Origin of the sequence: Saccharopolyspora hordei (assembly GCF_013410345.1) — a bacterium.
Lineage (GTDB): Bacteria > Actinomycetota > Actinomycetes > Mycobacteriales > Pseudonocardiaceae > Saccharopolyspora > Saccharopolyspora hordei.
Genome location: NZ_JACCFJ010000001.1, coordinates 4,755,582 through 4,778,940 on the forward strand (window position 1 = coordinate 4,755,582; position 23,359 = coordinate 4,778,940).

General features: G+C 72.8%; 22 protein-coding genes. 9 read left to right on the top strand and 13 right to left on the bottom strand.

Going from position 1 to position 23,359, the window contains the following annotated elements:
• Positions 1 to 57: 57 nt before the first annotated feature.
• The 3 genes from HNR68_RS21790 to HNR68_RS21800 all read left to right on the top strand — a co-directional run bounded on the left by HNR68_RS21790 (position 58) and on the right by HNR68_RS21800 (position 3,851).
• Positions 58 to 1,302, top strand: coding sequence for an acetyl-CoA C-acyltransferase (locus HNR68_RS21790; protein ID WP_179723611.1), 1,245 nt, complete (start codon positions 58 to 60; stop codon positions 1,300 to 1,302).
• Positions 1,299 to 3,395, top strand: coding sequence for a 3-hydroxyacyl-CoA dehydrogenase NAD-binding domain-containing protein (locus tag HNR68_RS21795; RefSeq protein WP_179723612.1), 2,097 nt, complete (start codon positions 1,299 to 1,301; stop codon positions 3,393 to 3,395). The genes HNR68_RS21790 and HNR68_RS21795 overlap by 4 nt, the downstream gene beginning before the upstream one ends.
• A gap of 84 nt (positions 3,396 to 3,479) precedes the next feature.
• Positions 3,480 to 3,851 (top strand): hypothetical protein, encoded by a 372-nt coding sequence (locus tag HNR68_RS21800; RefSeq protein WP_246330510.1) that lies wholly within the window; start codon positions 3,480 to 3,482, stop codon positions 3,849 to 3,851.
• A 3-nt stretch (positions 3,852 to 3,854) separates the two neighbouring features.
• Here HNR68_RS21800 and HNR68_RS21805 read toward each other — a convergent pair whose 3' ends face one another.
• From HNR68_RS21805 to HNR68_RS21835, 7 genes are all read right to left on the bottom strand, one after another.
• On the bottom strand, positions 3,855 to 5,000 hold the full coding sequence (locus tag HNR68_RS21805; protein ID WP_179723613.1) for an ATP-binding protein: 1,146 nt from the start codon (positions 4,998 to 5,000) through the stop codon (positions 3,855 to 3,857).
• A gap of 4 nt (positions 5,001 to 5,004) precedes the next feature.
• Positions 5,005 to 5,691, bottom strand: a complete 687-nt coding sequence (locus HNR68_RS21810; protein ID WP_179723614.1) for a response regulator — start codon at positions 5,689 to 5,691, stop codon at positions 5,005 to 5,007.
• Positions 5,692 to 5,816: 125 nt separating this feature from the next.
• The gene (gene dxs / locus HNR68_RS21815) at positions 5,817 to 7,742 is read right to left on the bottom strand and encodes a 1-deoxy-D-xylulose-5-phosphate synthase (RefSeq protein WP_179723615.1); all 1,926 of its coding nucleotides are present in this window, start codon (positions 7,740 to 7,742) and stop codon (positions 5,817 to 5,819) included.
• Positions 7,743 to 8,110: 368 nt separating this feature from the next.
• Positions 8,111 to 9,229 carry a hypothetical protein gene (locus HNR68_RS21820; protein WP_179723616.1) on the bottom strand — a complete coding sequence of 373 codons (1,119 nt, stop codon included), beginning with the start codon at positions 9,227 to 9,229 and terminating at the stop codon, positions 8,111 to 8,113.
• Between the two features lie 12 nt (positions 9,230 to 9,241).
• Entirely contained in the window at positions 9,242 to 10,129 is an 888-nt protein-coding gene (locus HNR68_RS21825) for a hypothetical protein (RefSeq protein ID WP_179723617.1), read from the bottom strand.
• Between the two features lie 34 nt (positions 10,130 to 10,163).
• The gene (locus HNR68_RS21830) at positions 10,164 to 11,402 is read right to left on the bottom strand and encodes a TRAM domain-containing protein (protein ID WP_179723618.1); all 1,239 of its coding nucleotides are present in this window, start codon (positions 11,400 to 11,402) and stop codon (positions 10,164 to 10,166) included.
• Complete coding sequence (locus HNR68_RS21835) at positions 11,374 to 13,410, bottom strand: amino acid permease (RefSeq protein WP_179723619.1); 2,037 nt, start codon at positions 13,408 to 13,410, stop codon at positions 11,374 to 11,376. The genes HNR68_RS21830 and HNR68_RS21835 overlap by 29 nt, the downstream gene beginning before the upstream one ends.
• Positions 13,411 to 13,694: 284 nt before the next feature.
• On the opposite strand from HNR68_RS21835, the gene HNR68_RS21840 reads away from it, so the two are divergent.
• Together HNR68_RS21840 and HNR68_RS21845 are read left to right on the top strand one after the other, a co-directional pair.
• Positions 13,695 to 14,360 (top strand): NAD-binding protein, encoded by a 666-nt coding sequence (locus HNR68_RS21840; protein WP_179723620.1) that lies wholly within the window; start codon positions 13,695 to 13,697, stop codon positions 14,358 to 14,360.
• Positions 14,360 to 15,025, top strand: coding sequence for a potassium channel family protein (locus HNR68_RS21845; RefSeq protein ID WP_179723621.1), 666 nt, complete (start codon positions 14,360 to 14,362; stop codon positions 15,023 to 15,025). The genes HNR68_RS21840 and HNR68_RS21845 overlap by 1 nt, the downstream gene beginning before the upstream one ends.
• Positions 15,026 to 15,164: 139 nt before the next feature.
• On the opposite strand, the gene HNR68_RS21850 is transcribed toward HNR68_RS21845, so the two are convergent.
• From HNR68_RS21850 to dut, 4 genes are all read right to left on the bottom strand, one after another.
• The gene (locus tag HNR68_RS21850; protein WP_179723622.1) at positions 15,165 to 15,905 is read right to left on the bottom strand and encodes a DUF3159 domain-containing protein; all 741 of its coding nucleotides are present in this window, start codon (positions 15,903 to 15,905) and stop codon (positions 15,165 to 15,167) included.
• Positions 15,902 to 16,279, bottom strand: coding sequence for an OB-fold nucleic acid binding domain-containing protein (locus tag HNR68_RS21855; protein ID WP_179723623.1), 378 nt, complete (start codon positions 16,277 to 16,279; stop codon positions 15,902 to 15,904). Before HNR68_RS21855 ends, HNR68_RS21850 begins: the two co-directional genes overlap by 4 nt.
• Before the next feature lie 145 nt (positions 16,280 to 16,424).
• Positions 16,425 to 17,093, bottom strand: coding sequence for a DUF3710 domain-containing protein (locus HNR68_RS21860; protein WP_179723624.1), 669 nt, complete (start codon positions 17,091 to 17,093; stop codon positions 16,425 to 16,427).
• A 4-nt stretch (positions 17,094 to 17,097) separates the two neighbouring features.
• Positions 17,098 to 17,589 carry a dUTP diphosphatase gene (gene dut, locus HNR68_RS21865; protein ID WP_179723625.1) on the bottom strand — a complete coding sequence of 164 codons (492 nt, stop codon included), beginning with the start codon at positions 17,587 to 17,589 and terminating at the stop codon, positions 17,098 to 17,100.
• A gap of 24 nt (positions 17,590 to 17,613) precedes the next feature.
• Here dut and HNR68_RS21870 point away from each other — a divergent pair, with 24 nt between their 5' ends.
• On the top strand, positions 17,614 to 18,120 hold the full coding sequence (locus HNR68_RS21870; RefSeq protein ID WP_179723626.1) for a DUF3093 family protein: 507 nt from the start codon (positions 17,614 to 17,616) through the stop codon (positions 18,118 to 18,120).
• A 78-nt stretch (positions 18,121 to 18,198) separates the two neighbouring features.
• On the opposite strand, the gene HNR68_RS21875 is transcribed toward HNR68_RS21870, so the two are convergent.
• Positions 18,199 to 18,498 (bottom strand): DUF4193 domain-containing protein, encoded by a 300-nt coding sequence (locus HNR68_RS21875; protein ID WP_179723627.1) that lies wholly within the window; start codon positions 18,496 to 18,498, stop codon positions 18,199 to 18,201.
• Between the two features lie 476 nt (positions 18,499 to 18,974).
• Here HNR68_RS21875 and cei point away from each other — a divergent pair, with 476 nt between their 5' ends.
• Entirely contained in the window at positions 18,975 to 19,673 is a 699-nt protein-coding gene (gene cei / locus HNR68_RS21880; protein WP_179723628.1) for an envelope integrity protein Cei, read from the top strand.
• Between the two features lie 51 nt (positions 19,674 to 19,724).
• Here cei and HNR68_RS21885 read toward each other — a convergent pair whose 3' ends face one another.
• Positions 19,725 to 20,552, bottom strand: coding sequence for an inositol monophosphatase family protein (locus HNR68_RS21885; RefSeq protein ID WP_425502899.1), 828 nt, complete (start codon positions 20,550 to 20,552; stop codon positions 19,725 to 19,727).
• Positions 20,553 to 20,616: 64 nt separating this feature from the next.
• On the opposite strand from HNR68_RS21885, the gene ppgK reads away from it, so the two are divergent.
• Positions 20,617 to 21,375, top strand: a complete 759-nt coding sequence (gene ppgK, locus HNR68_RS21890) for a polyphosphate--glucose phosphotransferase (protein WP_179723630.1) — start codon at positions 20,617 to 20,619, stop codon at positions 21,373 to 21,375.
• 252 nt (positions 21,376 to 21,627) lie between these two features.
• The gene (locus HNR68_RS21895; protein WP_380574267.1) at positions 21,628 to 23,016 is read left to right on the top strand and encodes an RNA polymerase sigma factor; all 1,389 of its coding nucleotides are present in this window, start codon (positions 21,628 to 21,630) and stop codon (positions 23,014 to 23,016) included.
• Positions 23,017 to 23,359 lie beyond the last annotated feature (343 nt).

Here is a 23,359-nt window from a genome sequence, read left to right on the forward strand (position 1 = left end):
GTAAGTCCTCCGTGGGCCCGGCCGAGCACCATCCACCAAGCCAGTGAGGAGCACGCCGTGGCCGCACCTGCGTCGGCACCCGCCGACAGCCGCAGCCGCCCCGCGGTTCGGGACGTGGTCTTCGTCGACGGCGTACGCACGCCGTTCGGCAAGGCCGGTTCGAAGGGCATCTACGCCGAGACCCGCGCTGACGACCTGGTCGTCAAGGTCATCCGGGAGCTGCTGCGGCGGCACCCGGAGCTGCCGCCGGAGCGCATCGACGAGGTCGCCATCGCCGCCACCACCCAGACCGGTGACCAGGGCCTGACCATCGGCCGCAGCGCCGCGCTGCTGGCCGGGCTGCCCAAGTCGGTCCCCGGCTTCGCCATCGACCGGATGTGCGCGGGCGCGATGACCGCGGTGACCACGGTCTCCAGCGGCATCGCCTTCGGCGCCTACGACGTGGCGATCGCGGGCGGTGTCGAGCACATGGGCAACCACCCGATGGGTGAGGGCGTCGACCCGAACCCGCGCTTCGTGTCGGACAAGATCGTCGACCCGTCCGCGCTGGTCATGGGCTCGACCGCGGAGAACCTGCACGACCGCTTCCCGGCGCTGACCAAGGAGCGCACGGACGCCTACGCGGCCCTGAGCCAGCAGCGCTACGACGAGGCGCTGAAGGCCGGCAAGATCACCCCGGACCTGGTCCCGGTGTCCACCCGTTCTTCGGAGAACGGCTGGGGCCTGGCCACCACCGACGAGCCGCCGCGCCCGGGCACCACGGTCGAGGCGCTCAGCGGCCTCAAGACGCCGTTCCGCCCGCACGGCCGGGTCACGCCGGGCAACGCCGCGGGTCTCAACGACGGCGCCACCGGCTGCCTGCTGGCCGACGCCTCCACCGCCGCCGAGCTGGGCCTGCCGGTCGGCATGCGGCTGGTCGGCTACGCCTTCGCCGGCGTCGAGCCGGAGGTCATGGGCGTCGGACCGGTGCCGGCCACCGAGAAGGCGCTGGAGCGCGCCGGCCTGAGCATCGACGACATCGGCCTGTTCGAGATCAACGAGGCGTTCGCGGTCCAGGTGCTGGCCTTCCTGGAGCACTTCGGCATCGCCGACGACGACCCGCGGGTCAACCCGTGGGGCGGCGCCATCGCCTGCGGCCACCCGCTGGCCTCCTCCGGCGTGCGGCTGATGACGCAGCTGTCCCGCCACTTCGCCGAGCACCCCGAGGTCCGCTACGGCATCACGACCATGTGCATCGGCTTCGGCATGGGCGGCACGGTCATCTGGGAGAACCCGAACTACAACGCTGGAGGCGAGCAGTGACCGATCCCGCCACGCTGTTCCCGGACGAGGTGGTCACCCAGGCGCGCACCCGCCTCGTGGACGTCCCCGGCCTGTCCGGCAAGCTCGCGCTGATCACCCTCGACAACGGCCACGACCACACCCGGCCGTCCACCTTCGGCCCGGGCGGCCTGCAGAGCCTGAACGCCGCGCTGGACGAGGCCTTCGCCGCTGAGCCCGCGGCCATCGCGGTGACCGGCAAGCCGTTCATCTTCGCCGTCGGCGCCGACCTGTCCGGCATCGGCCGGATCACCGAGCGGGAGCAGGCGCGCCAGATCGCCCAGACCGGGCACGACGTGTTCCGCCGCCTGACCGAGTCGAAGGTCCCGACCTTCGCGTTCGTCAACGGCGCGGCGCTCGGCGGTGGCCTGGAGCTGGCGCTGTCCTGCCACTACCGGACGGTGTCGAAGTCGGCGGGCATGGTCGCGTTCCCGGAGTGCTTCCTGGGCCTGTTCCCGGGCTGGGGCGGCACCCAGCTGCTGCCGAACCTGATCGGCCCGGACGCGGCGGTCACCGTGATCCTGGAGAACGCGCTCAGCCAGAACAAGATGCTCAACCCGAAGAAGGCCCACGAGCTGGGCATCTTCGACGAGCTGCTGGACAGCCCCGACTTCCTCGAGGAGTCGATCCGCTGGGCGGTCCGCGTGGTCAACGGCGAGCACACCGTGTCGCGCCCGGAGATCGACCGCGGCAAGGGCTGGGACGACGCGGTGGCCCGCGCCAAGGCCATCGCCGAGTCCCGCACGCACGGCGCCTCCCCGGGCGTGACCAAGGCCGTCGAGCTCATCGAGCTGGCCCGCGGCAACGACCTCGACGCCGGCTACGCGGCCGAGACCGAGGCGCTGGCCGACGCGCTGATGACCGACGAGCTGCGCGCCGGGCTGTACTCGTTCGACCTGACCCAGAAGCGCGCCAAGCGGCCGGCCGGTGCGCCGGACAAGTCGCTGGCCCGCGACGTCAAGAAGGTCGGCGTGGTCGGCGCCGGGCTGATGGCCGGCCAGCTGGCGCTGCTGTTCGTGCGCCGCCTGGAGGTGCCGGTGGTCATCACCGACATCGACCAGGAGCGCATCGACCGCGGTGTCGGCTACATCCACGGCGAGATCGACAAGCTGGCCGCCAAGGGCCGGCTGTCGCCGGACGCGGTGAACAAGCTCAAGGGCCTGGTCCAGGGCTCGCTGGACAAGGCCGCGTTCGCCGACGCCGACTTCGTCATCGAGGCCGTCTTCGAGGAGATGTCGGTCAAGCAGAAGGTGTTCGCCGAGCTGGAGGAGCACGTCTCCCCCGAGGCGATCCTGGCGACCAACACCTCCTCGCTGTCCATCACCGAGATGGCCTCCAAGCTCCAGCACCCGGAGCGGGTCGTCGGCTTCCACTTCTTCAACCCGGTCGCGGTCCTGCCGCTGCTGGAGGTGGTGCGCGGCGAGCGGACCGACGACGCGGCGCTGGCCACCGCCTTCAAGGTCGGCAAGAAGCTGAAGAAGTCCTGCGTGCTGGTCAAGGACGCCCCGGCGTTCGTGGTCAACCGGCTGCTGACCCGCTTCATGGGCGAGGTCATCGCCACCGTCGACGAGGGCACGCCGTTCGAGGTGGCTGACGGCGCCCTGGAGCCGCTGGGCCTGCCGATGACCCCGATGGTGCTGCTGCAGCTGGTCGGCCCGGCGGTCGCCCAGCACGTCAACGAGACGATGCACGCGGCCTACCCGGACCGGTTCGGGCTCAGCGACAACATGCAGCGGTTCGTCGACGCGGGCAAGACCGCGGTGTGGACCACCGACGAGTCCGGCAAGCAGGTGGTGGACCCCGAGGTCGCGGAGCTGTGGAAGCAGGGCGACAAGCCCTCCACCGCGGAGCAGGTCCGCGAGCGGGCGCTGCACGCGCTGGCCGAGGAGATCCGGATCATGCTCGAGGAGGGCGTGGTCGCCGAGCCGCAGGACATCGACCTGTGCATGCTCCTCGGCGCGGGCTGGCCGTTCTGGCTGGGCGGCATCACGCCGTACCTGGACCGGGCGGGCATCTCGGAGAAGGTCAACGGCAAGCGCTTCCTCGACCCGGGCGTGGCTTCGGTCCCCGCCTGATCGACGGTCGCCGCAGCGGGGCCGGGACGCACGCGTCCCGGCCCCGCTCCTTCCTCGTGTGGGGGCAGTTCTACCGTCGTGCTCGTGACGCGGCTGGGTACGGGACGGGGGAGCGACGGCACCGGGTCTGTCCACTCCGGACGTTGGCGCGCACGGGCCCGCCTGGTGGCGGCGGTGGTCGGCGCGGCCGTCTGCGTCGTGCTCGACCTCGGCGCCGCCTACGCGGTCGCCTCGTCGTTCTCGATGAGCCCCGGTGGCGCGTGGGACGACGACGTGCTCACCGCGGTCCAGGTGAGCGCGTGCGCGGGCGGTGCGCTCGCCGTGCTCGGCGGGGCGGTCCGGGCCGTCCCGGTGGCGCGCGGCCGGCTGCGGTGGTGGTCGTTGCTGCTCCCCGCCGTCCTGGTGGCGCTCGCGGTCCTGCGCTTCGTCTGGGTCGACCTCAGCTACCCGACGTGACCCTCACGGCGCGGCGGGGAGGCGCACGGTCACCGCGAGGCCGCCGGTGGGCAGGGCCTCCGCGTCGACCTTGCCGTGGTGGGCCTCCGTGGCCGCGCGGACGATCGACAGGCCCAGGCCCGCTCCGCTGCGGGCGGTGCGCTCCACGCCCGCCCGGCGGAACGGTTCGAACAGGCCCTCCACCTGCTCGGGTGGGACCCGCGGGCCGGAGGAGGCCACCCGCAGCGTCGTCCACCGCGGATCGCTGCCGACGGTGATCTCCACCCAGCCGCCGTCGGTGTTGTGCCGCACCGCGTTCTCCAGCAGGTTGCCCGCCACCCGCTCCAGCAGCGCCGGGTCGCCCACCACGAACGCCGGTTCGCCGCTGCACGTGACGCGCAACCCGCGCTGGCGGACCTCCGGCCGCACCGGGCGCAGCGCCCGTCCGACCACCTCGGTGAGGTCCACCGGCTCGCGCACCGCCAGCTCGACGCCTTCCGTGCGCGCCAGCAGCAGCAGCGACTCCACCAGGCGCTCCGCGCGGGCCGTGGCCTCCCGCACCACCTCGGCCATCCGGCGCAGCTCCGCCTCGTCGGCGTTCGGGTCGGACAGCGTGACCTCGAGCTCCGTGCGGATCACCGACAGCGGGGTGCGCAGCTCGTGGCTGGCGTTGGCGACGAAGCGGCGCTGGGCGTCGAAGGCGGCCTGCAACCGGTCGAGCATCTCGTCGAAGGTGTCCGCCAGGCGCGCCACCTCGTCGCGGGGACCGCTCAGCGCGATCCGCTCGTCCAGCGACTCCGCGGAGAGCCGCCGCGCGGTCGCGGTCACCTCGTGCAGCGGGCGCAGCACCCGGCCGGCCGCCGTCCACGCCAGCAGCGCCGCGGCCAGCACCACCGCCACGAACGCCCCGCCGCCGACGAGGAGCACCTGCTGCCGCGCCGAGTCGCGCAGCGCCTCCCCCAGCAGCTCCGCGGGCACGTCCACGCCGTGCACCCGCACCAGCGTGCCGTCCGGCAGCCGCGGCACCGCGGCCACCACGTTGCCCACCAGCACCCAGCCCAGCCACAGCAGCAGGGCGCTGACCACCGCGACCAGCCCCGTCGCCAGCAGCGTCAGCCGGAGCCGGAGACCGGGCCCGCGACGGGAGAACCCCCGGGCAGCCGTGCGCACCAGCTCAGCCTCGGGCGTGCTCGGCGCGGCCGGCCGACGGCACCCGGTAGCCGGAGCCGACCACCGTCTCGATGATGCCCGGCTCCCCCAGCTTCTTGCGCAAGGTCATCATGGTGACCCGCACCGTCGTGGTGAACGGGTCGGCGTTCTCGTCCCAGACCCGCTCCAGCAGCTCCTCGGAGCTCACCACCGCACCCCCGGCCGACAGCAGGACCTCCAGGACGCCGAACTCCTTGCGGGTCAGCTCGATCTCGCCGTCGCTGCGGCGGACCGTGCGCCGCGCCGGGTCCAGCTCCAGGTCCTCCGCGGTGAGCAGCGGCGGCTGGGCGGGTGTGGCGCGCCGCCCGAGCGCGCGCACGCGGGCGACCAGCTCGGCGAAGGCGAACGGCTTGGCCAGGTAGTCGTCGGCGCCCAGCGACAACCCGGCGACGCGGTCGGCCACCGTGCCGCTCGCGGTGAGCATGAGCACCCGCGTCAGCTCACCCGAGCTGATCAGCTGCCGGCACAGCTCGTCACCGGACATGCCGGGCAGGTCCCGGTCGAGCACCACCACGTCGTAGCGGGTGATCGACGCCTTCTCCTGGCCGCTCTCGCCGTCGTAGGCGACGTCCACGGCCATGCCGTCCCGGCGCAGGCCACGAGCGATCGCGTCGGCCAGCGGCTTCTCGTCCTCGACCACCAGGATTCGCACGCACCCACCCTGCCACAACGACCAGACCGGGAACTCCCGGTGCGATCACGAGTCGGCGGGTCACCCGGTCCTCGCCCACCCGTCGGTGTGCCGGGCACCGACGGCACGTCGCGTGGAGCCGGGGATCAGCCGTTGGCGGCGGGGCGCTCGGGGTCCGCGGCGACGCGCAGCGGCACGCGGGGCCCGCCGAACTTGGCCAGCCAGCCGGTGATGCGGTCGGCGATGTCCTCCTCGGTGAGACCGAGGTCGGCCAGCACCTCGTCGCGCGAGGCGTGGTCCAGGAACTCGTTCGGCACCGCCAGGTCGCGCAGCGGCACGTCCAGCTCGGCGTCGCGCAGCGCGGCGGCCAGCGCCCAGCCGAAACCGCCGTGCCGGCCGCAGTCCTCCAGGGTGACCACCAGCCGGTGCCGGGCGGCCAGCTCGACCACCTGCTCCGGGACCGGCAGCACCCAGCGCGGGTCCACCACGGTGACGTCGACGCCCTGCTCGGCGAGCCGCTCGGCCGCCGACACCGCCAGCCGGCCGAACGCGCCCACCGCGACCAGCAGCACGTCGCCCTGGCCGCGCCGCAGCACGTCCACGCCGCCGACGCGCTCGACCGCGGGCACCTCCTCGATCACCGAGCCCTTGGAGAAGCGCACCACGGTCGGGCCGTCGTCGACGGCGACCGCCTCGCGCAGCTCCTCGCGCAGCGTCACCGCGTCCCGCGGCGCGGCGACCCGGATGCCCGGGACCACGCCCAGGATCGACAGGTCCCACATGCCGTTGTGGCTGGCCCCGTCGTCGCCGGTGATGCCGGAGCGGTCCAGGGTCACCGTGACCGGCTGCTTGTGCAGCGCGACGTCCATGAGCAGCTGGTCGAACGCGCGGTTGAGGAACGTCGAGTACACCGCGAACACCGGGTGCAGCCCGCCCATCGCCAGCCCGGCCGCCGAGGTCATGCCGTGTTGCTCGGCGATGCCGACGTCGAAGCAGCGGTCCGGGTAGGCCTCGCCGAACTTGCGCAGGCCGGTGGGCCCGAGCATCGCGGCGGTGATGGCGACCACGTCGGGCCGCTCCGCGCCGATCTTGACCAGCTCGTCGGCGTAGACGTCGGTCCAGCTCTTCGGGGCCGGCTTGGTCGGCACGCCGGTCTCCGGGTCGATGACCTTGACCTGGTGCATCAGCTCGGCCTGGTCGTTCTCGGCCGGGGCGAAGCCGTTGCCCTTGCGGGTCACCGCGTGCACGATCACCGGCCCGCCGAAGGACTTGGCCATCTGCAGCGCGTGCTCCATCGCGCGCAGGTCGTGGCCGTCCACCGGGCCGAGGTACTTGATGCCCAGGTCGGAGAACATCACCTGGGGCGCGATGGCGTCCTTGATGCCGCTCTTGGCGGCGTGCAGACCGGTGTAGAGCGAGCGTCCCACCACCGGCAGGTTGCGCAGCGTGCGGCGACCGCTCTCCAGGGCCTTCTCGTAGCTGGGGTTCAGCCGCAGCGCCGCGAGGTGCTCGGCCAGGCCGCCGATGGTCGGCGCGTAGGACCGGCCGTTGTCGTTGACCACGATCACCACCGGGCGCTCCTGGTCGGCGGCGATGTTGTTCAGCGCCTCCCAGCACATCCCGCCGGTGAGCGCGCCGTCGCCGACGATCGCCACCGCGTGCCGCTTCTCGCCACGCAGCTGGAACGCGCGCGCCATGCCGTCGGCGTAGGACAGCGCGGTCGAGGCGTGGCTGTTCTCCACGTGGTCGTGCTCGCTCTCGGCGCGCGACGGGTAGCCGGAGAGGCCGTTCCGCTTGCGCAGCCGGTCGAAGCCGTCCTGCCGACCAGTGATGATCTTGTGCACGTAGGCCTGGTGGCCGGTGTCGAACACGATCGAGTCGCGCGGTGAGTCGAACACCCGGTGCACGGCCAGGGTCAGCTCCACCGCTCCCAGGTTCGGCCCCAGGTGGCCACCGGTGCGCGAGACCTTCTCGATCAGGAACCGCCTGATCTCGTCAGCCAGTTGCGCCAGCTCAGCGTGCTTCAGACGCCTGACGTCGGCGGGACTGCGCACGGACCCCAGCAGCGTCACCGCTCCACCTCACTCATCGTGCTGGTCGGGTTCTCCCGCATGCCGGGCGCCCAGCTGGCTGCCTGGGCTCCGCCGCGATGCATGGTGCGACCAGTCTACGGAGCGGGCTGCTGGACGCCCGGTGCGGTGTGCACGGCCTCCCGACGCAGAGTCGGCTGCTCACAACGGCCGAACACGGCTGAGCCGAACGGCCGCGGACACCCGTCCCCCGGCGCTCTGAGCGGCCCGGAGACCGGGTCGGCAGGGACGGTGACCCCCGCCATGCGCAGGGTCGACGCGGCCGAGCGGCAGCGGCGGGAGATCACCGGCCGGCGCCGCGCAAGATCATTGTGGGGATCATCACGGGGCCCGGGACGCCGGGCCCGGCCTCACCGCCAGGGGCGCCAGCCCGGGAGCGGGGCGACGTCCGGGCGCAGGTCGCCCCACGGCGGGCCGTGCGGCGGGAGGGCGTGCAGCTCGGCGTGCTCCAACCGCGCGCGCACGCGCAACCACCAGACGGCGAAACCACCGCCGAGCACCAGCAGGACGACGCCGACGACCCACACCCCGGGATCGGTGAGCCCGCGGCCGACGGCGGTGGCCAGCAGGCCCGAGCCGAGCACCGCGGCCGCGAAGCCGACCAGCGCCCGGAACGCCGGGTAGGCCTGGGTCTGCCTGCCGTCGCGGAAGGTCTTCGTGCGCGCCACGGCCCAGCTGCGCAGGGCGTGCCACGCTTCGACGGTCTGCGGGCCGGTGCGCTGCGGCCAGGCGGCGGTGGCGCGGCGCCGCGCGATGGCCGCCACCAGCCGCGGGTCCGCCACCGGCAGCAGCCACTGCTGGCGCCCGGCGACCAGCCGCACCGCCGGGCCGCGACGCACGCGCACCCCGGTCCCGCCGGGCAGCGGCCACCAGGCGTCGGCGTCGACCTGGCCGGGCTGGGCGAGGGCGAGCTCGGCCAGCGGCAGCGCCTGGTCGACGTGCCCGCCACCGGCCCTGGTGCTCTGCGCCATCACCACCCGGTCCCGGCCGACCCGCAACCGCCCGGTCCCGACCGGGAAGGCGACCTCCACGTCGAGCTCGGCGAGGTCCAGCGCGGGCTCGGTGCACCGGCGCCAAGCCACCCACGCCAGCGCCGGCCCGACGACCAGCAGCGCCACCGCGACCGGAACGCCGACGAGGAGGTCGACCACCACCGGGGGCACCGCGGCCAGCAGCGCCCACCCCGGCCACCGGCGCGGGGTCCGCTGGTCCAGCAGCCAGCCCGCGGCGGCGACCACGACCCACGCGGCCGCCCAGACCAGCAGGTGCACCGGCACCGCGCCCAGCCCCAGCAGCAGCGTCACCGCGGGCAGCAGCACGACGGCGAGCCCGCCCACGACCAGCGCCACCGCGCGCCGGCCGGGCACGGACTCCCGCGCCGCACCCGGGTCCCCGGGCACGGGCCGCGCCTCGGTCCCCGACTCGGGCGGGGCGGGCAGCACCTCCGGCAGGTGTTCGCGTCTCGTCATCTCTCGGTCTCCTCAGCACTCACCGGGGTCGAGGCGCACCGGGGCGCGCCCGCGCGCGGCGACGCGCGCGCACAGCACGTCGGCGAACTCCGGGTCGACCGGCAGCAGCTGCTCGTCGTGGCGGGTCCGGACCACCACCACGTCACCGGGCGGCACCGACGCCCCGCGCCCGTCGGGGAGCCGGGCCCAGGCCCGGTCCTCCGGGGTGCTCGGCCGCACCCCGACCGCGGTGATCGCGGCGAGCTCGACGTCCTTGGTGGCCGGTCGCTGGGCGGGTCGCCCCGCGGCGGTCCGCACGGTCAGCCGGATCCGGTCCTCCGCCAGCAGCAGCGAGTCCTCCCCGCCTCCCTGCGGGGAGCGCAGCGGCCAGCGCAGCAGGAACTCGCTGCCGCCCAGGTCGCGCAACGGCGGCCGCAGCAGCGCGCGGCGGGCCGCCTCGGTGGCCAGCACCGGCACCGCGGTCCCGACCACGAGCAGCAGCACCGGCTGCCACCACGACAGCACCCCGCCGCCCACCGCGGCGATCACCGCCAGCAGCAACCCGAGCGCCTGCAGCGGCGCGACGAGGACGGAGCCCTGGTGCCAGGTGTGCGGCTTCCGGCGCCAGTCGACGCCGTCCACCGCGCGCCCGGCCAGCCACGCCGCGGCCGGGAGCGGCAGCAGCACGAGGACCGCGGTGAACGCCCACCCCACCAGGTCCTGCGTGCCGCGCGGCCCGGCCACCGGCACCACCGGCCCCCGGGCCACCCACGACCAGGCCAACCCCAGCAGCGACACCACCAGCTCGGCGAGGCAGAACAGGGCCGCCACCCGCAGCCAGGTGCGCGCCCGGCGCCAGCGCTGCTCGACCGCGGCCCGGCAGCGCGGGTCGACCCGGCCGGGCACTCCGTCAGGCCACACCCGCGCCTCCCTCCCCGCCGCGACCGGTCCGCGGCTACTCGCCCGTGGCCTCCAGCAGCGCGATGCACTCGACGTGGTGGGTCATCGGGAAGGCGTCGAAGGCCTCCAGCTCCCGCAACCGGTAGCCGCGCTCGGCGTACAGACCGACGTCGCGCGCCAGCGCTGCCGGGTCGCAGGCCACGTGCACGACCCGCGACGGTCGGCGCGAGGTCACCGCCTCCACCACGGCCCGCCCGGCGCCCTTGCGCGGCGGGTCCAGCACCACGACGTCCGGCACCGGGAGGTCCTCGTCCTCGGTCACGCGCTCCACCGTGCCCGCCCGGAACGACACCTGCGGCAGGTCCCGCAGGTTCGCCACCGCGTCCTCCACGGCCCGCGCGGAGGACTCCACCAGCAGCACCGAGCCGCTCGGCCCGGCCTGCTCGGCGAGCACCGCCGCGAACAGCCCGACCCCGCCGTAGAGGTCCCACGCCACGCCCCCGGCGGGCACGGCGGCCATCCGGGCGACGGTCTCGCTGAACACGTCCGGCGCGGCCGCGTGCACCTGCCAGAAGCCCTGCACCGACACGTCGAACGCGCGACCCCCGGCGGACTCGCGCGCCACGGCACCCCCGCGGACGGCCCGGGCCACCGGGCGCCCGCGTCGCCGCTGCGGCTTGTGGTCCACCGCGGTCACGTGCACCTCGCCGCGCGCGTCCTCGACCACGGTCAGCTCCGCGCCCGGCCGCCAGCGGCGGTCGGTGACCTCCGCCATCGCGTCCGCCGCGGTGATCGGGCAGTCCGCCACCGGGATGACCCGGTGGCTGCGGTGCGCGCGGAACCCGGCCCGGCCGCGGCGGTCCACCGCCAGCCGGGCGCGCGTGCGCCAGCGCAGCAGGCCGCCGGGCAGCTCGCGCACCCGCACCGGCCAGTCGATCCCCGCGATCCGCTGCAGCTGCTCGGCCACCACCGCCGCCTTGAGCTCGCGCTGGGTCTCCGCCGAGGCGTGCTGCCAGTCGCACCCGCCGCACCGGTCGCGGCCCCGCGCCATGTCGGCCAGCGGGCACGGCGGGCTCACCCGCCCCGCCGCCGGGGTCCGCACCTCCACCGCGTCCGCGCGGCAGAACCCGCCACCGGCGTCCTCGGTGACCTCCGCGACCACGACCTCGCCGGGCAGCGCGTGCCGGACGAACACCACCCGTCCCTCGTGCCGGGCCACGCAGTGCCCGCCGTGCGCGACGGGCCCCACCTCGACCTCGAGCCGCCTACCGGTCCAGTCCGGTCTTCCGGTCACCGCTTCCCTTCCCGTTGGTCCCCAGGCCGCGCCGCGTCGCGCCGGGCATGGAGGTCAGCTGCTGCTTCTTCTTCTGGCGGATGCGGTCGGAGGACTCCAACTGCCACGGCACGCTGGTGACCATCACGCCCGGCTGGAACAGCAGACGGCTCTTCAGCCGCAGCGCGCTCTGGTTGTGCAGCAGCTGCTCCCACCAGTGCCCCACCACATACTCCGGGATGAACACGGTGACGACGTCGCGGGGGCTGTCCCGGCGGATCCGCTTGACGTACTCCAGCACCGGCCGGGTGATCTCCCGGTAGGGAGACTCCAGCACCTTCAGCGGCACCGGCAGGTTCTCGTCCTCCCACTGCGCGGTCAGCTTCCGGGTGTCCCCGTCGTCGACGTTCACCGTGACCGCCTCCAGCACGTCGGGCCGGGTGGCGCGGGCGTAGGCGACGGCCCGCATCGTCGGCAGGTGCAGCTTGGAGACCAGCACCAGCGCGTGGTTGCGGGACGGCAGCACCGTGTCGGCCTCCTGCCGCTCCAGCTCCGCGGCCACCCGGTCGTAGTGCCCGTGGATGGCGGTCATGAGCACGTAGATCGCGGCCATCACGGCGATGGCGATCCAGGCACCGTGGGTGAACTTGGTGATCAGCACGATGACCAGCACGCTGGAGGTCATCACCAGGCCGAAGGCGTTGATGGACTGCGCCCGCCGCATCCGCTGCCGGGCCCGCGGGTCGGTCTCGGTGCGCAGCTGCCGGTTCCAGTGCCGGATCATGCCGCTCTGGCTGAGCACGAACGACACGAACACCCCGACGATGTAGAGCTGGATCAGCCGGGTGACCTCGGCGTCGAAGGCGAGCACCAGGACGATCGCGCCGAAGGCCAGGAACAGGATGCCGTTGGAGAACGCCAGCCGGTCGCCGCGGGTGTGCAGCTGCCGCGGCAGGTACCGGTCCTGCGCCAGGATCGACCCGAGCACCGGGAAGCCGTTGAACGCGGTGTTGGCCGCCAGCACCAGGATCAGGCCGGTGCACACCAGCAGGTACCACACGCCCGGCGGGAAGCCGGCGAAGACCGCGCCGGCCAGCTGCGCGACCAGGGTCTTCTGGTGGTAGCCCTCCGGGGCGCCGATGAGCTGGTGCGCCGGGTCCTCGGCGATGACGACGTCGGTGACGTCGGCCAGCCACAGCAGCCCCAGGAACATGGCCACGCTGATGGTGCCCATCAGCGCCAGGGTGGTGGCGGCGTTGCGCGACTTCGGCTTGCGGAACGCGGGGACGCCGTTGCTGATCGCCTCCACCCCGGTCAGCGCCGCGCTGCCGGAGGAGAAGGACCGCAGCACCACGAAGGCGAACGCGATCCCGGCCACCTGGGTCTCGTCCGGCACCAGCTCGAAGTCGGCGCTCTCCGCCCGCAGGTCCCGGCCGAGCGCGAAGTCCTGGAACAGGCCCCAGCCGATCATGCCGAGCACGCCGACGACGAAGGCGTAGGTCGGGACCGCGAAGAGCGCGCCGGACTCCCGGACCCCGCGCAGGTTCAGCGCGGTCAGCAGCGCGATCGCGCCCACCGCGAACAGCACCTTGTGCTGGGCCACGAACGGGACCAGGGAGCCGATGTTGGCTGCCGCCGAGGAGATCGAGACCGCGACGGTGAGGATGTAGTCGACCAGCAGCGCGCTGGCCACCACCAGCCCCCACCGGCGCCCGTGGTTGACGCCGGCGACCTCGTAGTCGCCGCCGCCGGAGGTGTAGGCGCGCACGTTCTGCCGGTACGAGGCCACCACGGCGATCATCACCACGGCGACCAGCAGCCCGATCCACGGGCTCATCGCGTACGCCGAGAGACCCGCCGCCGAGAGCACCAGCAGGATCTCTTCCGGGGCGTAGGCGACGCTGGACATGGCGTCGGAGGAGAACACCGGCAGCGCGATGCGCTTGGGCAGCAGGGTGTGCGCGATGCGGTCGCTGCGGAACGGCCGACCGACGATCAACCGTTTCACCGCGGTGGCGAGCTTGGACACGGCACGAAGCGTAAGCGCAACCCGGGGTCCACCGGGTGGTGCGGCCGTCCGTTTTGCTCGCAGGTCACATCCCGGGGCCACCCCTCCCCGCACCCGCGCCTCACCCGGTACGGTGCAGCCGCCCGGAGGCGTGCCAGCCCGCCGGGAACTGACCGTCCGATCCAGACGTCCCGGTCAGTCCCCGGTGGAACTGGCGCCGCCCGGCCGCGGGTATCCGGGTACCGTCAGCAGACGATCGAGAGGTCGTCACGACACCAGCACTTCCGCAGCGAGGAGACGAAGCTGTGCACGTGGTGATCATGGGCTGCGGCCGGGTCGGTGCGTCCCTGGCCGCCGCCCTGCAACGGCTCGGTCACACGGTGGCCGTGGTCGACAAGAACCCCCAGGCGTTCCACCGCCTGGGCAAGGAGTTCCGCGGGCAGCAGATCACCGGCAACGGCTTCGACCGGGACATCCTCGTCGAAGCGGGCATCGAGCACGCGACGGCGTTCGCGGCCGTGTCCAACGGCGACAACTCCAACATCGTCTCGGCGCGGGTGGCCCGCGAGACGTTCGGCGTGGAGCACGTGGTCGCCCGCATCTACGACCCGAAGCGCGCCGAGGTCTACCAGCGGCTCGGCATCCCCACGGTGGCCACCGTGCCGTGGACCACCGACCGGTTCCTGCGGATGCTGCTGCCCGAGGGGGTGGCCACCGCGTGGCGGGAACCGTCCGGCACCGTCGCGGTCCTGCAGCTGCCGCTGCACGAGGGCTGGGTCGGCCACCGGGTCTCGGAGCTGGAGTCGGCCACCGGCGCGCGGGTGGCGTTCATCATGCGGTTCGGCAACGGCGTGCTGCCGGACGCGAGCACGGTCATCCAAGCTGACGACGCGGTCTACGTGGCGGCCCTGTCGGGCACCGTCACCGACGTCACGGCGGCTGCCCGCCGCACACCCGAGGAGAGCGACTGATGCGCATCGCGATCGCGGGGGCCGGCGCGGTCGGCCAGTCCATCGCGCGGGAGCTGCTCGAGGGCGACCACGAGGTCCTGCTCATCGAGCGCAGCGTGCAGAGCTACCACCCGCGCAACATCCCCGGCGCCGAGTGGATGCTGGCCGACGCCTGCGAGCTGTCCTCGCTGGAGGAGGCAGGGCTGGAGTCCTGCGACGTGGTCATCGCGGCCACCGGCGACGACAAGGTGAACCTGGTGGTCTCGCTGCTGTCGAAGACCGAGTTCGCGGTGCGCCGGGTCGTGGCCCGGGTCAACGACCCGCTCAACGAGTGGCTGTTCACCGAGGCGTGGGGCGTCGACGTCGCGGTGTCCACGCCCCGGATGCTGGCCGCGATGGTCGAGGAGGCGGTCAACGTCGGCGACCTGGTGCGGCTGATGACGCTGCGCCAGGGGCAGGCGAACCTGGTCGAGGTGACGCTGCCCGAGAGCACGCCACTGGCCGGCCGGCGGGTCCGCGACCTGAAGCTGCCCGCGGACGCGGCGCTGGTGAGCATCCTGCGCGGGGGCCGGGTCATCGTGCCGCAGGCCGACGACCCGCTGGAGGTCGGCGACGAGCTCCTCTTCGTGGCCACCACGGACGTCGAGCAGCAGATCCGCGAGGTCCTCCACGGCGAGGCGTCCTGACCCGGGCGATCCCGCTGAGGAGCCGGTCCACGACCATGGTGGATGCGTCTCGACGGGAATCAGACGTCCGGGTTCCCGGTGGAGCCGCGGACCGCGGGACGCGCGACGACGTTCGGTGACTCGGGCACGGGGCGTGGGGTCAGCTGGTCGAGGGGGTGGAGCGCGCTGCCGGCGCGTCCTCCGCCGCGGCGGCCTTCTCCTCCTCCGCGACCTTCGCCGCGCGCCGGATCGCCCACACCGTCACGATGAGCGCCAGGCCGGTCAGCGGGTAGCCCATCGCGATCCGGGCGAACGCCAGCCAGCCGGTCTGGTCGGAGTCGTAGAGCCACTGCTGCACCACGTACTTCGCGGCGAACACCGCCGTCCACGCCAGGGTGGCCAGGTCGTAGCCGCGCAGCGCGCGCCGCTGCTTGCGCCAGGCGAAGCCGAGCCCGTTCAGCGCCGACCAGGCCACACCCACCAGCGGCCAGCGCGCCAGCACCGACACCAGGAACGCGCCGCCGTAGACCAGGCTCGTCCAGATGCCCAGCAGGAAGAAGCCCTTGGCGTCACCGGAGCGGTAGGCGATGAACGAGCACACCGCCACCCCGATCACGCCCGAGATCGCCGGCTGGACCGGCTCCTTGCGCACCAGCCGGAAGACCGCGATGGCCACCGCCACGCCGATCGCCGACCAGATCGCCACCATCAGGCTCACGAAGGAGCTGACCAGGACGAAGACCACGATGGGCACCGCGGAGTAGGCCAGGCCGCTGACCCCGCCCATCTGCTCCAGCAGAGTGGTCTCGGACACGGCGGCGCGCGGCTCGCCGCTGTCCGCCTGCTTCTCGGCCGCGTCCTGGGCGGGCAGCCCGGCAGCCGCTGCGTCGCGTTCGCTCATGCGGTGTTCTGCAACTCGTAGTAGGGGTTGTACAGCACCTTGCGCCCGTCGCGGACCGCGATCCGACCCCGGGCCTTGATGATGCGCCCCGGTTCGATGCCCGCGATCCGGCGACGCCCCAGCCACACCAGGGTGACGTCCTCGGTGCCGTCGTAGAGCTCGGCTTCCAGCGTCGGCGCGGACGCCTTGGGGCACAGCCCCACGCTGCGGACCCGTCCGAGGACCACCGCTTCCTGACCGCACTGGCAGTCGCTGGCCGGCTGCGCTCCCCCGGCTTGCGACCGCTCCGACAGGTCGTCGGCGTCCAGCTCGGCGACGTCACTGGTCAAGCGCCGTACGAGGCGACGCCAGTAGCCGCCCTCGCTCTTGCTCATGTAGCGCTCCTGTGCGCCTCGGGGCTCGACTCGCGCAGCCCGTGCACCACCAGCCTAGCGGCCTCCGGAGACGTGGTCGCGTCCCCGGCGCGATTGCGCGCGTGATCGCTCGAAAGCATCAACCAGGGCCCCACGGCGTGGACCGTCACCGCGCCCGGCCGTTGCCCTGCTGCGCCTGCTGCTGGGCCTGCTGCGCTTGCTGCTGCTGCGCCTGCTGGATGTGGCGCACGATGGCCTCCGGCAGCTGGATCGGCAGCGGGGTGCGCACCGGCATCGGGTCGCTGCCGCGCACCACGATCGTCTCGTCGATCACCGCGTAGAGCAGCTTCGCGCAGTCCTGGGCGGTCTCCGCCGGTCCCGCCGCGACGCCGCGCAGCAGCCAGCGCGGGCCGTCCACGCCGACGAAGCGCAGCGCGGCCTTCGGCGAGTCGGCCACCAGCTCGGTGCCCCAGTCGCCCTCCTCGGTGTGCACCCGCGCGCCGTCCTTGCGCAGCTGCTCGGCGAGCTCCGCGCTGACCTCGTGCCACAGACCGGTGCTGCGCGGCGCGGCGTACGCGCTCACGGTGAGCCGACCGACCGGGGTGACCAGGTGCACGGCGCGCACCGGGCCCGCCGGGTCGACCTCGACCTGGAGCTGGCCGCCTTCGGGCACCGGCAGCCGCACCGACCCCAGGTCGAGGCGCTCGACGCCGTCCTCCGGCGCCTCGCTCTCGTCGAACGGCCCGCGCTCCGGGACGTCCGCGGCCTCCACCGGCTCCTCGAGCTCCTCGACCACGTCTTCGGCGGCACGCTTGCCGCGGCCCCATCGGAACATCCCCTCAGCCCTCCGTCCTGTGACCGGTCTCGGCTCCCGAGACCGCCAGCACCTCGTGCCCGCCGGTGGACCCGTAGCCCCCGGCGCCCCGCTGCGACGCGGGCAGCTCGTCGACCTCCTGGAACACCGCGTGCTCAACCTTCTGCACGACGAGCTGGGCGATCCGGTCGCCGCGCCGCAGCGACAACGAGTTCTCCCGATCATGATTGATCAGACACACCTTGATCTCACCCCGGTACCCCGAATCGACCGTGCCGGGCGCGTTGACGACGCTCAACCCCGCCTTCGCGGCGAGCCCGGAGCGCGGGTGCACGAAGCCCGCGTAGCCCTCGGGCAGCGCCAGCGCGATGCCGGTGCCCACCACAGCGCGCTCACCGGGCTCGAGCACCAGGTCGCGGGTGGTCACCAGGTCCGCGCCGGCGTCGCCGGGCCGGGCGTAGGACGGCAGCGGGACGTCCGGGTCAAGTCGGGTCAGCAGGACCTTCACGTTCGACACGGGCGGCGAGACTACCCTGAAGTCGTGTCGGAAAGCGTGGAAGCGGCCAGCACGACCGGAGGAACGACCGGTCAGGCGAACTCGACGGGGGAGCCGGTCTACCGGGAGCGGCTGTACGCGGCCTGGTGGTCGTGGCCCCTGCCGCTGATCGCCGCCGTGCTGATGGCCGCACAGGTTCACATGGGCTACCCGGGCGTCCGGGCGTGGCTGCCCTACGTGGTGCTGGTGCCGCTGGCGATCGCCGTCCCGCTGTGGCTGGGGCGCACCAAGATCGAGGTCACCGGCGGCGAGCTGTGGGTGGGTGACGCGCACCTGCCGCTGCGCTTCATCGACGAGGTCGAGGTCATCACGCCGCAGGAGCAGCGCCGCGCGCTGGGGCCGGACCTGGACCCGGCCGCGTTCCTGGTGCACCGCGCGTCGATCCGGACCTCGGTGCGGATCTGGCTGTGCGACGAGAACGACCCGACGCCGTACTGGGTGGTCAGCACCCGGCACCCCGAGGAGCTCATCACGGCGCTGGGCAAGGGCTGACCCGGAAAAGACAACTGGGCACACGCCCCGCGTGTGCCCAGCCACTCCCCGGTCTCGTCGACGCCTGCTCGCCCGTCCTCAGGCAGCGCAGTCACGGCAGATCAGCTGACCGTTCTTGTCTTCGGCCAGCCGGCTGCGGTGGTGGACGAGGAAGCAGCTCGCGCACGTGAACTCGTCTGCCTGCTTCGGGAGGACCTTGACGGTCATCTCCTCGCCGGAGAGGTCCGCGCCCGGGAGTTCGAAGTTCTCCGCGATCGCCCCTTCGTCCTCGTCGACGACGCCCGATTGCGCATCGTTGCGTCGCGCCTTCAGCTCCTCCAGCGAGTCCTCAGCCAGGTCGTCGGACTCGCGGCGCGGAGCGTCGTAGTCGGTCGCCATCGTTCTTCACCCCTGCGTTTGTGGAGACTGCAATGGTGTGCCGCTGGTAAACGTTCCAGGACCAGGATTTGTGCCCGGCGGCGCAGTGATCGTGGTCTCGCCCTGCAACGTGTCCAGTACCCCCGTTATGAGCGACTTGCCTCATCCGGCACTCCGTGAGGCGCGGAGAGGGTAGCTCATAGCGGTCGCGCACATGCACCAGGTCACCCATAGGTGTGGTGTTCACTGCATCCACGCTTCTTCCGCGGTCGTTCCCGGGCGCGTTCCGCGGCCGGTGCCCTCGGGTGCCCACTGCGCGGTCCCGCGATGCCGTGCGCTGGCGGTTCGAGCGCTCCTCATCGATCCAGCCGCGATCCGGCCTCGACCTCGACACAACAGCGGTGTCCGGCGCCGCACGACGCGGGTTCTGCGCATAGTCTTGATCGCAGCGCACAGGTAGGGAGACGCGCGCGGGCGAGGATCGAGGAGGGGCGGACGTGGCAGCCGTTGGGACACGAGGGGGGCGTCGAGCCGGGTACCGGCGCCGTCGACCGCTGCCCGCTCTGCTGGTGCTGGCCTGCCTCGTGTTCCTGGCCGGCCTGCTGTGGACCCGGGTCTTCGACTCCGTGCAGGACATCGAGGCCGCCACCACCTGCAACCCGCCGTCCCCGCCCACCGCGCCACCGGAGGAGGACGCGCCCGAGCAGGTGGCGTTGGGCACGATGCTGCCGCGCGACGCGCTGGACTCGACCAACCCGATCCCGCCGCAGGACGTGCAGGTGCGGGTGCTCAACGGCAACGGGGAGAGCCGGCAGGCCTCGCTGGTCAGCGACGAGCTGGCCACCCTCGGCTTCGCCAAGGGCGGCGCGGACAACGACCCGGTCTACGTCAACTACGACCTGAAGTGCCACGGCCAGATCCGCTTCGGCGGCGCCGGGGTGAGCGCGGCCCGCACGCTGAGCCTCATCGCGCCGTGCGCGCAGCTGGTCCGCGACGAGCGGCCGGACGCCTCGGTCGACCTGGTCCTGGGCAGCAAGTTCGACGACATCAAGACCACCGCGGAGGCCAAGCAGGTCCTCCAGCAGCTGGAGAGCTGGGTGCCGCAGCGCGACCAGCAGGGCGGCGCGAACCAGGAGGTCACGCCCCCGAAGATCAGCAAGGACCTGCTGACCAAGGCCCGCGAGGTGCACTGCTGAACGCGTCGCGTGCGCGGGCCCGCGGGTCCGCGCACGCGACGCGACGGCGACTCAGACCCGGCCCGCGTCGGCCTCGCGCAGGGCTCCGGTGAGCTGCTCGGCGATGCCCGGCGCGGCGCAGACGAGCATCTCGTCGCCCAGGCCGTCGGTGCTGCCGCGTTCCGGCAGGCGCAGGTGGGCGCCCGCCTCCTCGGCGACCAGCGCCCCGGCCGCCCAGTCCCAGCGGTTCAGGCCCACCTCGTACATGCCGTCCAGCCAGCCCGCGGCGACCGCGCACAGGTCCAGCGAGGCCACCCCGGCGCGGCGGATGTCGCGCACCTGCCCCAGCATCCGGCCCACCACCGTCGCCTGCGCCCGGCGGCGCTCGACGTCGTAGGCGAAGCCGGTCGCCACCAGCGACAGGTCCAGCCGGTCGGCGGCCGAGGCGCGCAGCGGACGGCCGTCCAGGTGGGCGCCGTGGCCGCGCGCCGCGCTCCAGACCCGCCCGGACACCGGCTCGACCACCGCACCCGCCACCGAGCGCCCGTCGAGCTGCGCGGCCAGCGACACGGAGTACCAGGGGAACCCGTAGAGGTAGTTGACCGTGCCGTCGATCGGGTCGACGACCCAGCGCAACCCCTCGAGGGCGGTCTCGCCGCCCTCCTCCTCGCCGAGGACCGATTCACCGGGCCGCAGCTCGGCCAGCCGCTCGCGGACCAGCCGTTCCACGGCGCGATCACCGGCCGTCACGACGTCGGTTTCGGTACTCTTCGTGTCGACACCTCCAGTGACAGCATCATCACGCACGGTGCGGGCCAGAGTGGCGGCCTCGCGCGCGATCTGCACCGCGACCTCGCGCAACGCCTTCGCATCTACATCAGTTGCCAATCCCACGCCCACATCGCAACACAACCCGGTTAAGGTCTGCACACCTCGGTCTGAATCGAAATAGGAAGGATCAGCCATGGGGACTGCCCGCGGTTTCGGCGTGGACATCGGCGGGTCCGGCATCAAGGGATGTCCGGTCGACATCGAACGCGGCGTGCTGGCCGAGGAGCGGATGCGGATCCCGACCCCGCAACCCTCGACCCCGTCCGCGGTGGCCGATGCCGTGGCAGAGATCGTCGAGAAGTTCTCCTGGACCGGCCCGGTCGGCGTCACGCTCCCCTGCGTCATCAAGGACGGCACCGCGATGACCGCGGCGAACATCGACAAGGGCTGGATCGGCACCGACGCGCAGGCGCTGTTCGCCGAGCGGCTCGGCCGCCCCCGCGAGGAGGTCGTGGTGCTCAACGACGCCGACGCCGCGGGCATCGCCGAGATGCGCTCCGGCGCGGGGGCCGGGCACCGCGGGCTCGTCGTGGTGCTCACCTTCGGGACCGGCATCGGCAGCGCGATGTTCATCGACGGCCAGCTGGTGCCCAACACGGAGTTCGGCCACATCGAGGTCGACGGGCACGACGCCGAGACGCAGGCGGCCGCATCGGTCAAGGACAACCTGGACCTGAGCTACCCGGAGTGGGCCCCGCGGGTCTCCCGGTACATCCAGGCGCTGGAGCAGTTCCTGTGGCCGGACCTGATCATCGCCGGCGGCGGGGTCAGCAAGAAGGGCCACAAGTGGATCCCGCTGCTGGAGACCCGGACCCCGGTCGTCGCGGCCTCGCTGCGCAACGACGCGGGCATCGTCGGAGCTGCCACCGCCGCGACCAGCGGGAACGCCTGACCGAGCGATCGCCTAGCACACGAAGGTGCGGGCAGGGTCCACCTTGCAGCGGAACCGCACCCCCGCATCGCAGTTACAATGGAACGCGGCCCACTTGGTTCGAGGCCCTCCGGCTAGCAGAAAAACACGATTCCACCTGGTGTTTTCTGCTTGCCGAAGGAACTGGAACCCGGTGGGTTGTTCCCCGACCTTTGGCGGCCGAGGTTTCGCGCCCTCCGGCCAGCCCTGATCGACCGTCGCGAAAGGGCGTACGTGGCAGCCGCAGAAACCGCAACCCGACGCTCCAGCACCGCCGCTACCGGTGGCGCCCAGTCCGAGTCGGGCCAGTCGCAGGCCACCCCAGCTTCGGAGGCGGCTGCTTCGTCTGACACCACGCAGACGAAGTCCACCGCCACGCGGAAGAGCAAGAGCTCGACGGGGGCGAAGTCGACGACCCGCAAGACCGCCACGAAGACCGGGGCGGCCAAGAAGGGCGCCAAGACCCAGGGCAAGAAGTCGACCAAGTCGGCTTCCGCCAAGGGGTCCGGCGAGGGCATGGAGATCGACGAACCGATCGAGACCGACCTGACCTCCCCGGACGTCGGCGACCTGGCCGATGTCGAGGTGGAGATCCCCGAGGAGCCGGTCCCGGACGAGGACTCCAAGGAGTCCGGCGACTTCGTCTGGGACGAGGAGGAGTCCGAGGCGCTGCGCCAGGCGCGCAAGGACGCGGAGCTGACCGCGTCCGCCGACTCGGTCCGCGCGTACCTGAAGCAGATCGGCAAGGTCGCGCTGCTCAACGCCGAGGAAGAAGTCGAGCTGGCCAAGCGGATCGAGGCCGGGCTCTACGGCGCGGAGCGGCTGCGCCAGATCGAGGAGTCCGGCGAGCAGGTCAGCACCCAGATGCGGCGCGACCTGCGCTGGATCGTGCGGGACGGCGAGCGCGCCAAGAACCACCTGCTGGAGGCCAACCTCCGCCTGGTGGTCAGCCTGGCCAAGCGCTACACCGGCCGCGGCATGGCGTTCCTGGACCTCATCCAGGAGGGCAACCTGGGCCTGATCCGCGCGGTGGAGAAGTTCGACTACACCAAGGGCTACAAGTTCTCCACCTACGCGACCTGGTGGATCCGCCAGGCCATCACGCGCGCCATGGCCGACCAGGCCCGCACCATCCGCATCCCGGTGCACATGGTCGAGGTCATCAACAAGCTCGGCCGCATCCAGCGCGAGCTGCTCCAGGACCTGGGCCGCGAGCCCACGCCCGAGGAGCTCGCCAAGGAGATGGACATCACCCCGGAGAAGGTGCTGGAGATCCAGCAGTACGCCCGGGAGCCCATCTCGCTGGACCAGACGATCGGCGACGAGGGCGACAGCCAGCTCGGCGACTTCATCGAGGACTCCGAGGCCGTGGTGGCGGTCGACGCGGTGTCGTTCACGCTGCTGCAGGACCAGCTGCAGTCGGTGCTGGCGACGCTGTCCGAGCGCGAGGCCGGCGTGGTCCGGCTGCGCTTCGGCCTGACCGACGGTCAGCCGCGGACCCTGGACGAGATCGGCCAGGTCTACGGCGTGACCCGGGAGCGCATCCGGCAGATCGAGTCCAAGACGATGTCGAAGCTGCGCCACCCGTCCCGGTCCCAGGTGCTGCGCGACTACCTGGACTGACGCGACAGACCCCGCGGGAGGGCCGTCGACCAGCCGGTCGGCGGCCCTCCCGCTGTGTCCAGCACCCATTGCACGGGAGAAGCCGTCCACATCGTGGGATCCGGTGTTCGCCTCCAGCGGAACGACCGTCTCGCCCGCCCTGCCCTTCCTGTGATCCGGAGCACCGGTTCGTCCGGTTCTCGATCATGCCGGCACCTCCGCGCCGATCTGCGTGGTCGCCACAACTCCGTTCGTGACAAGGGTTTTCGCGAACCTGATCACGGTCCGCGAGCACCGCTGCTGCAACCGGGTACTTCATGGTGACGACGGTCGCCGCGCGGCGCGGGAACACTGACTACGGCCC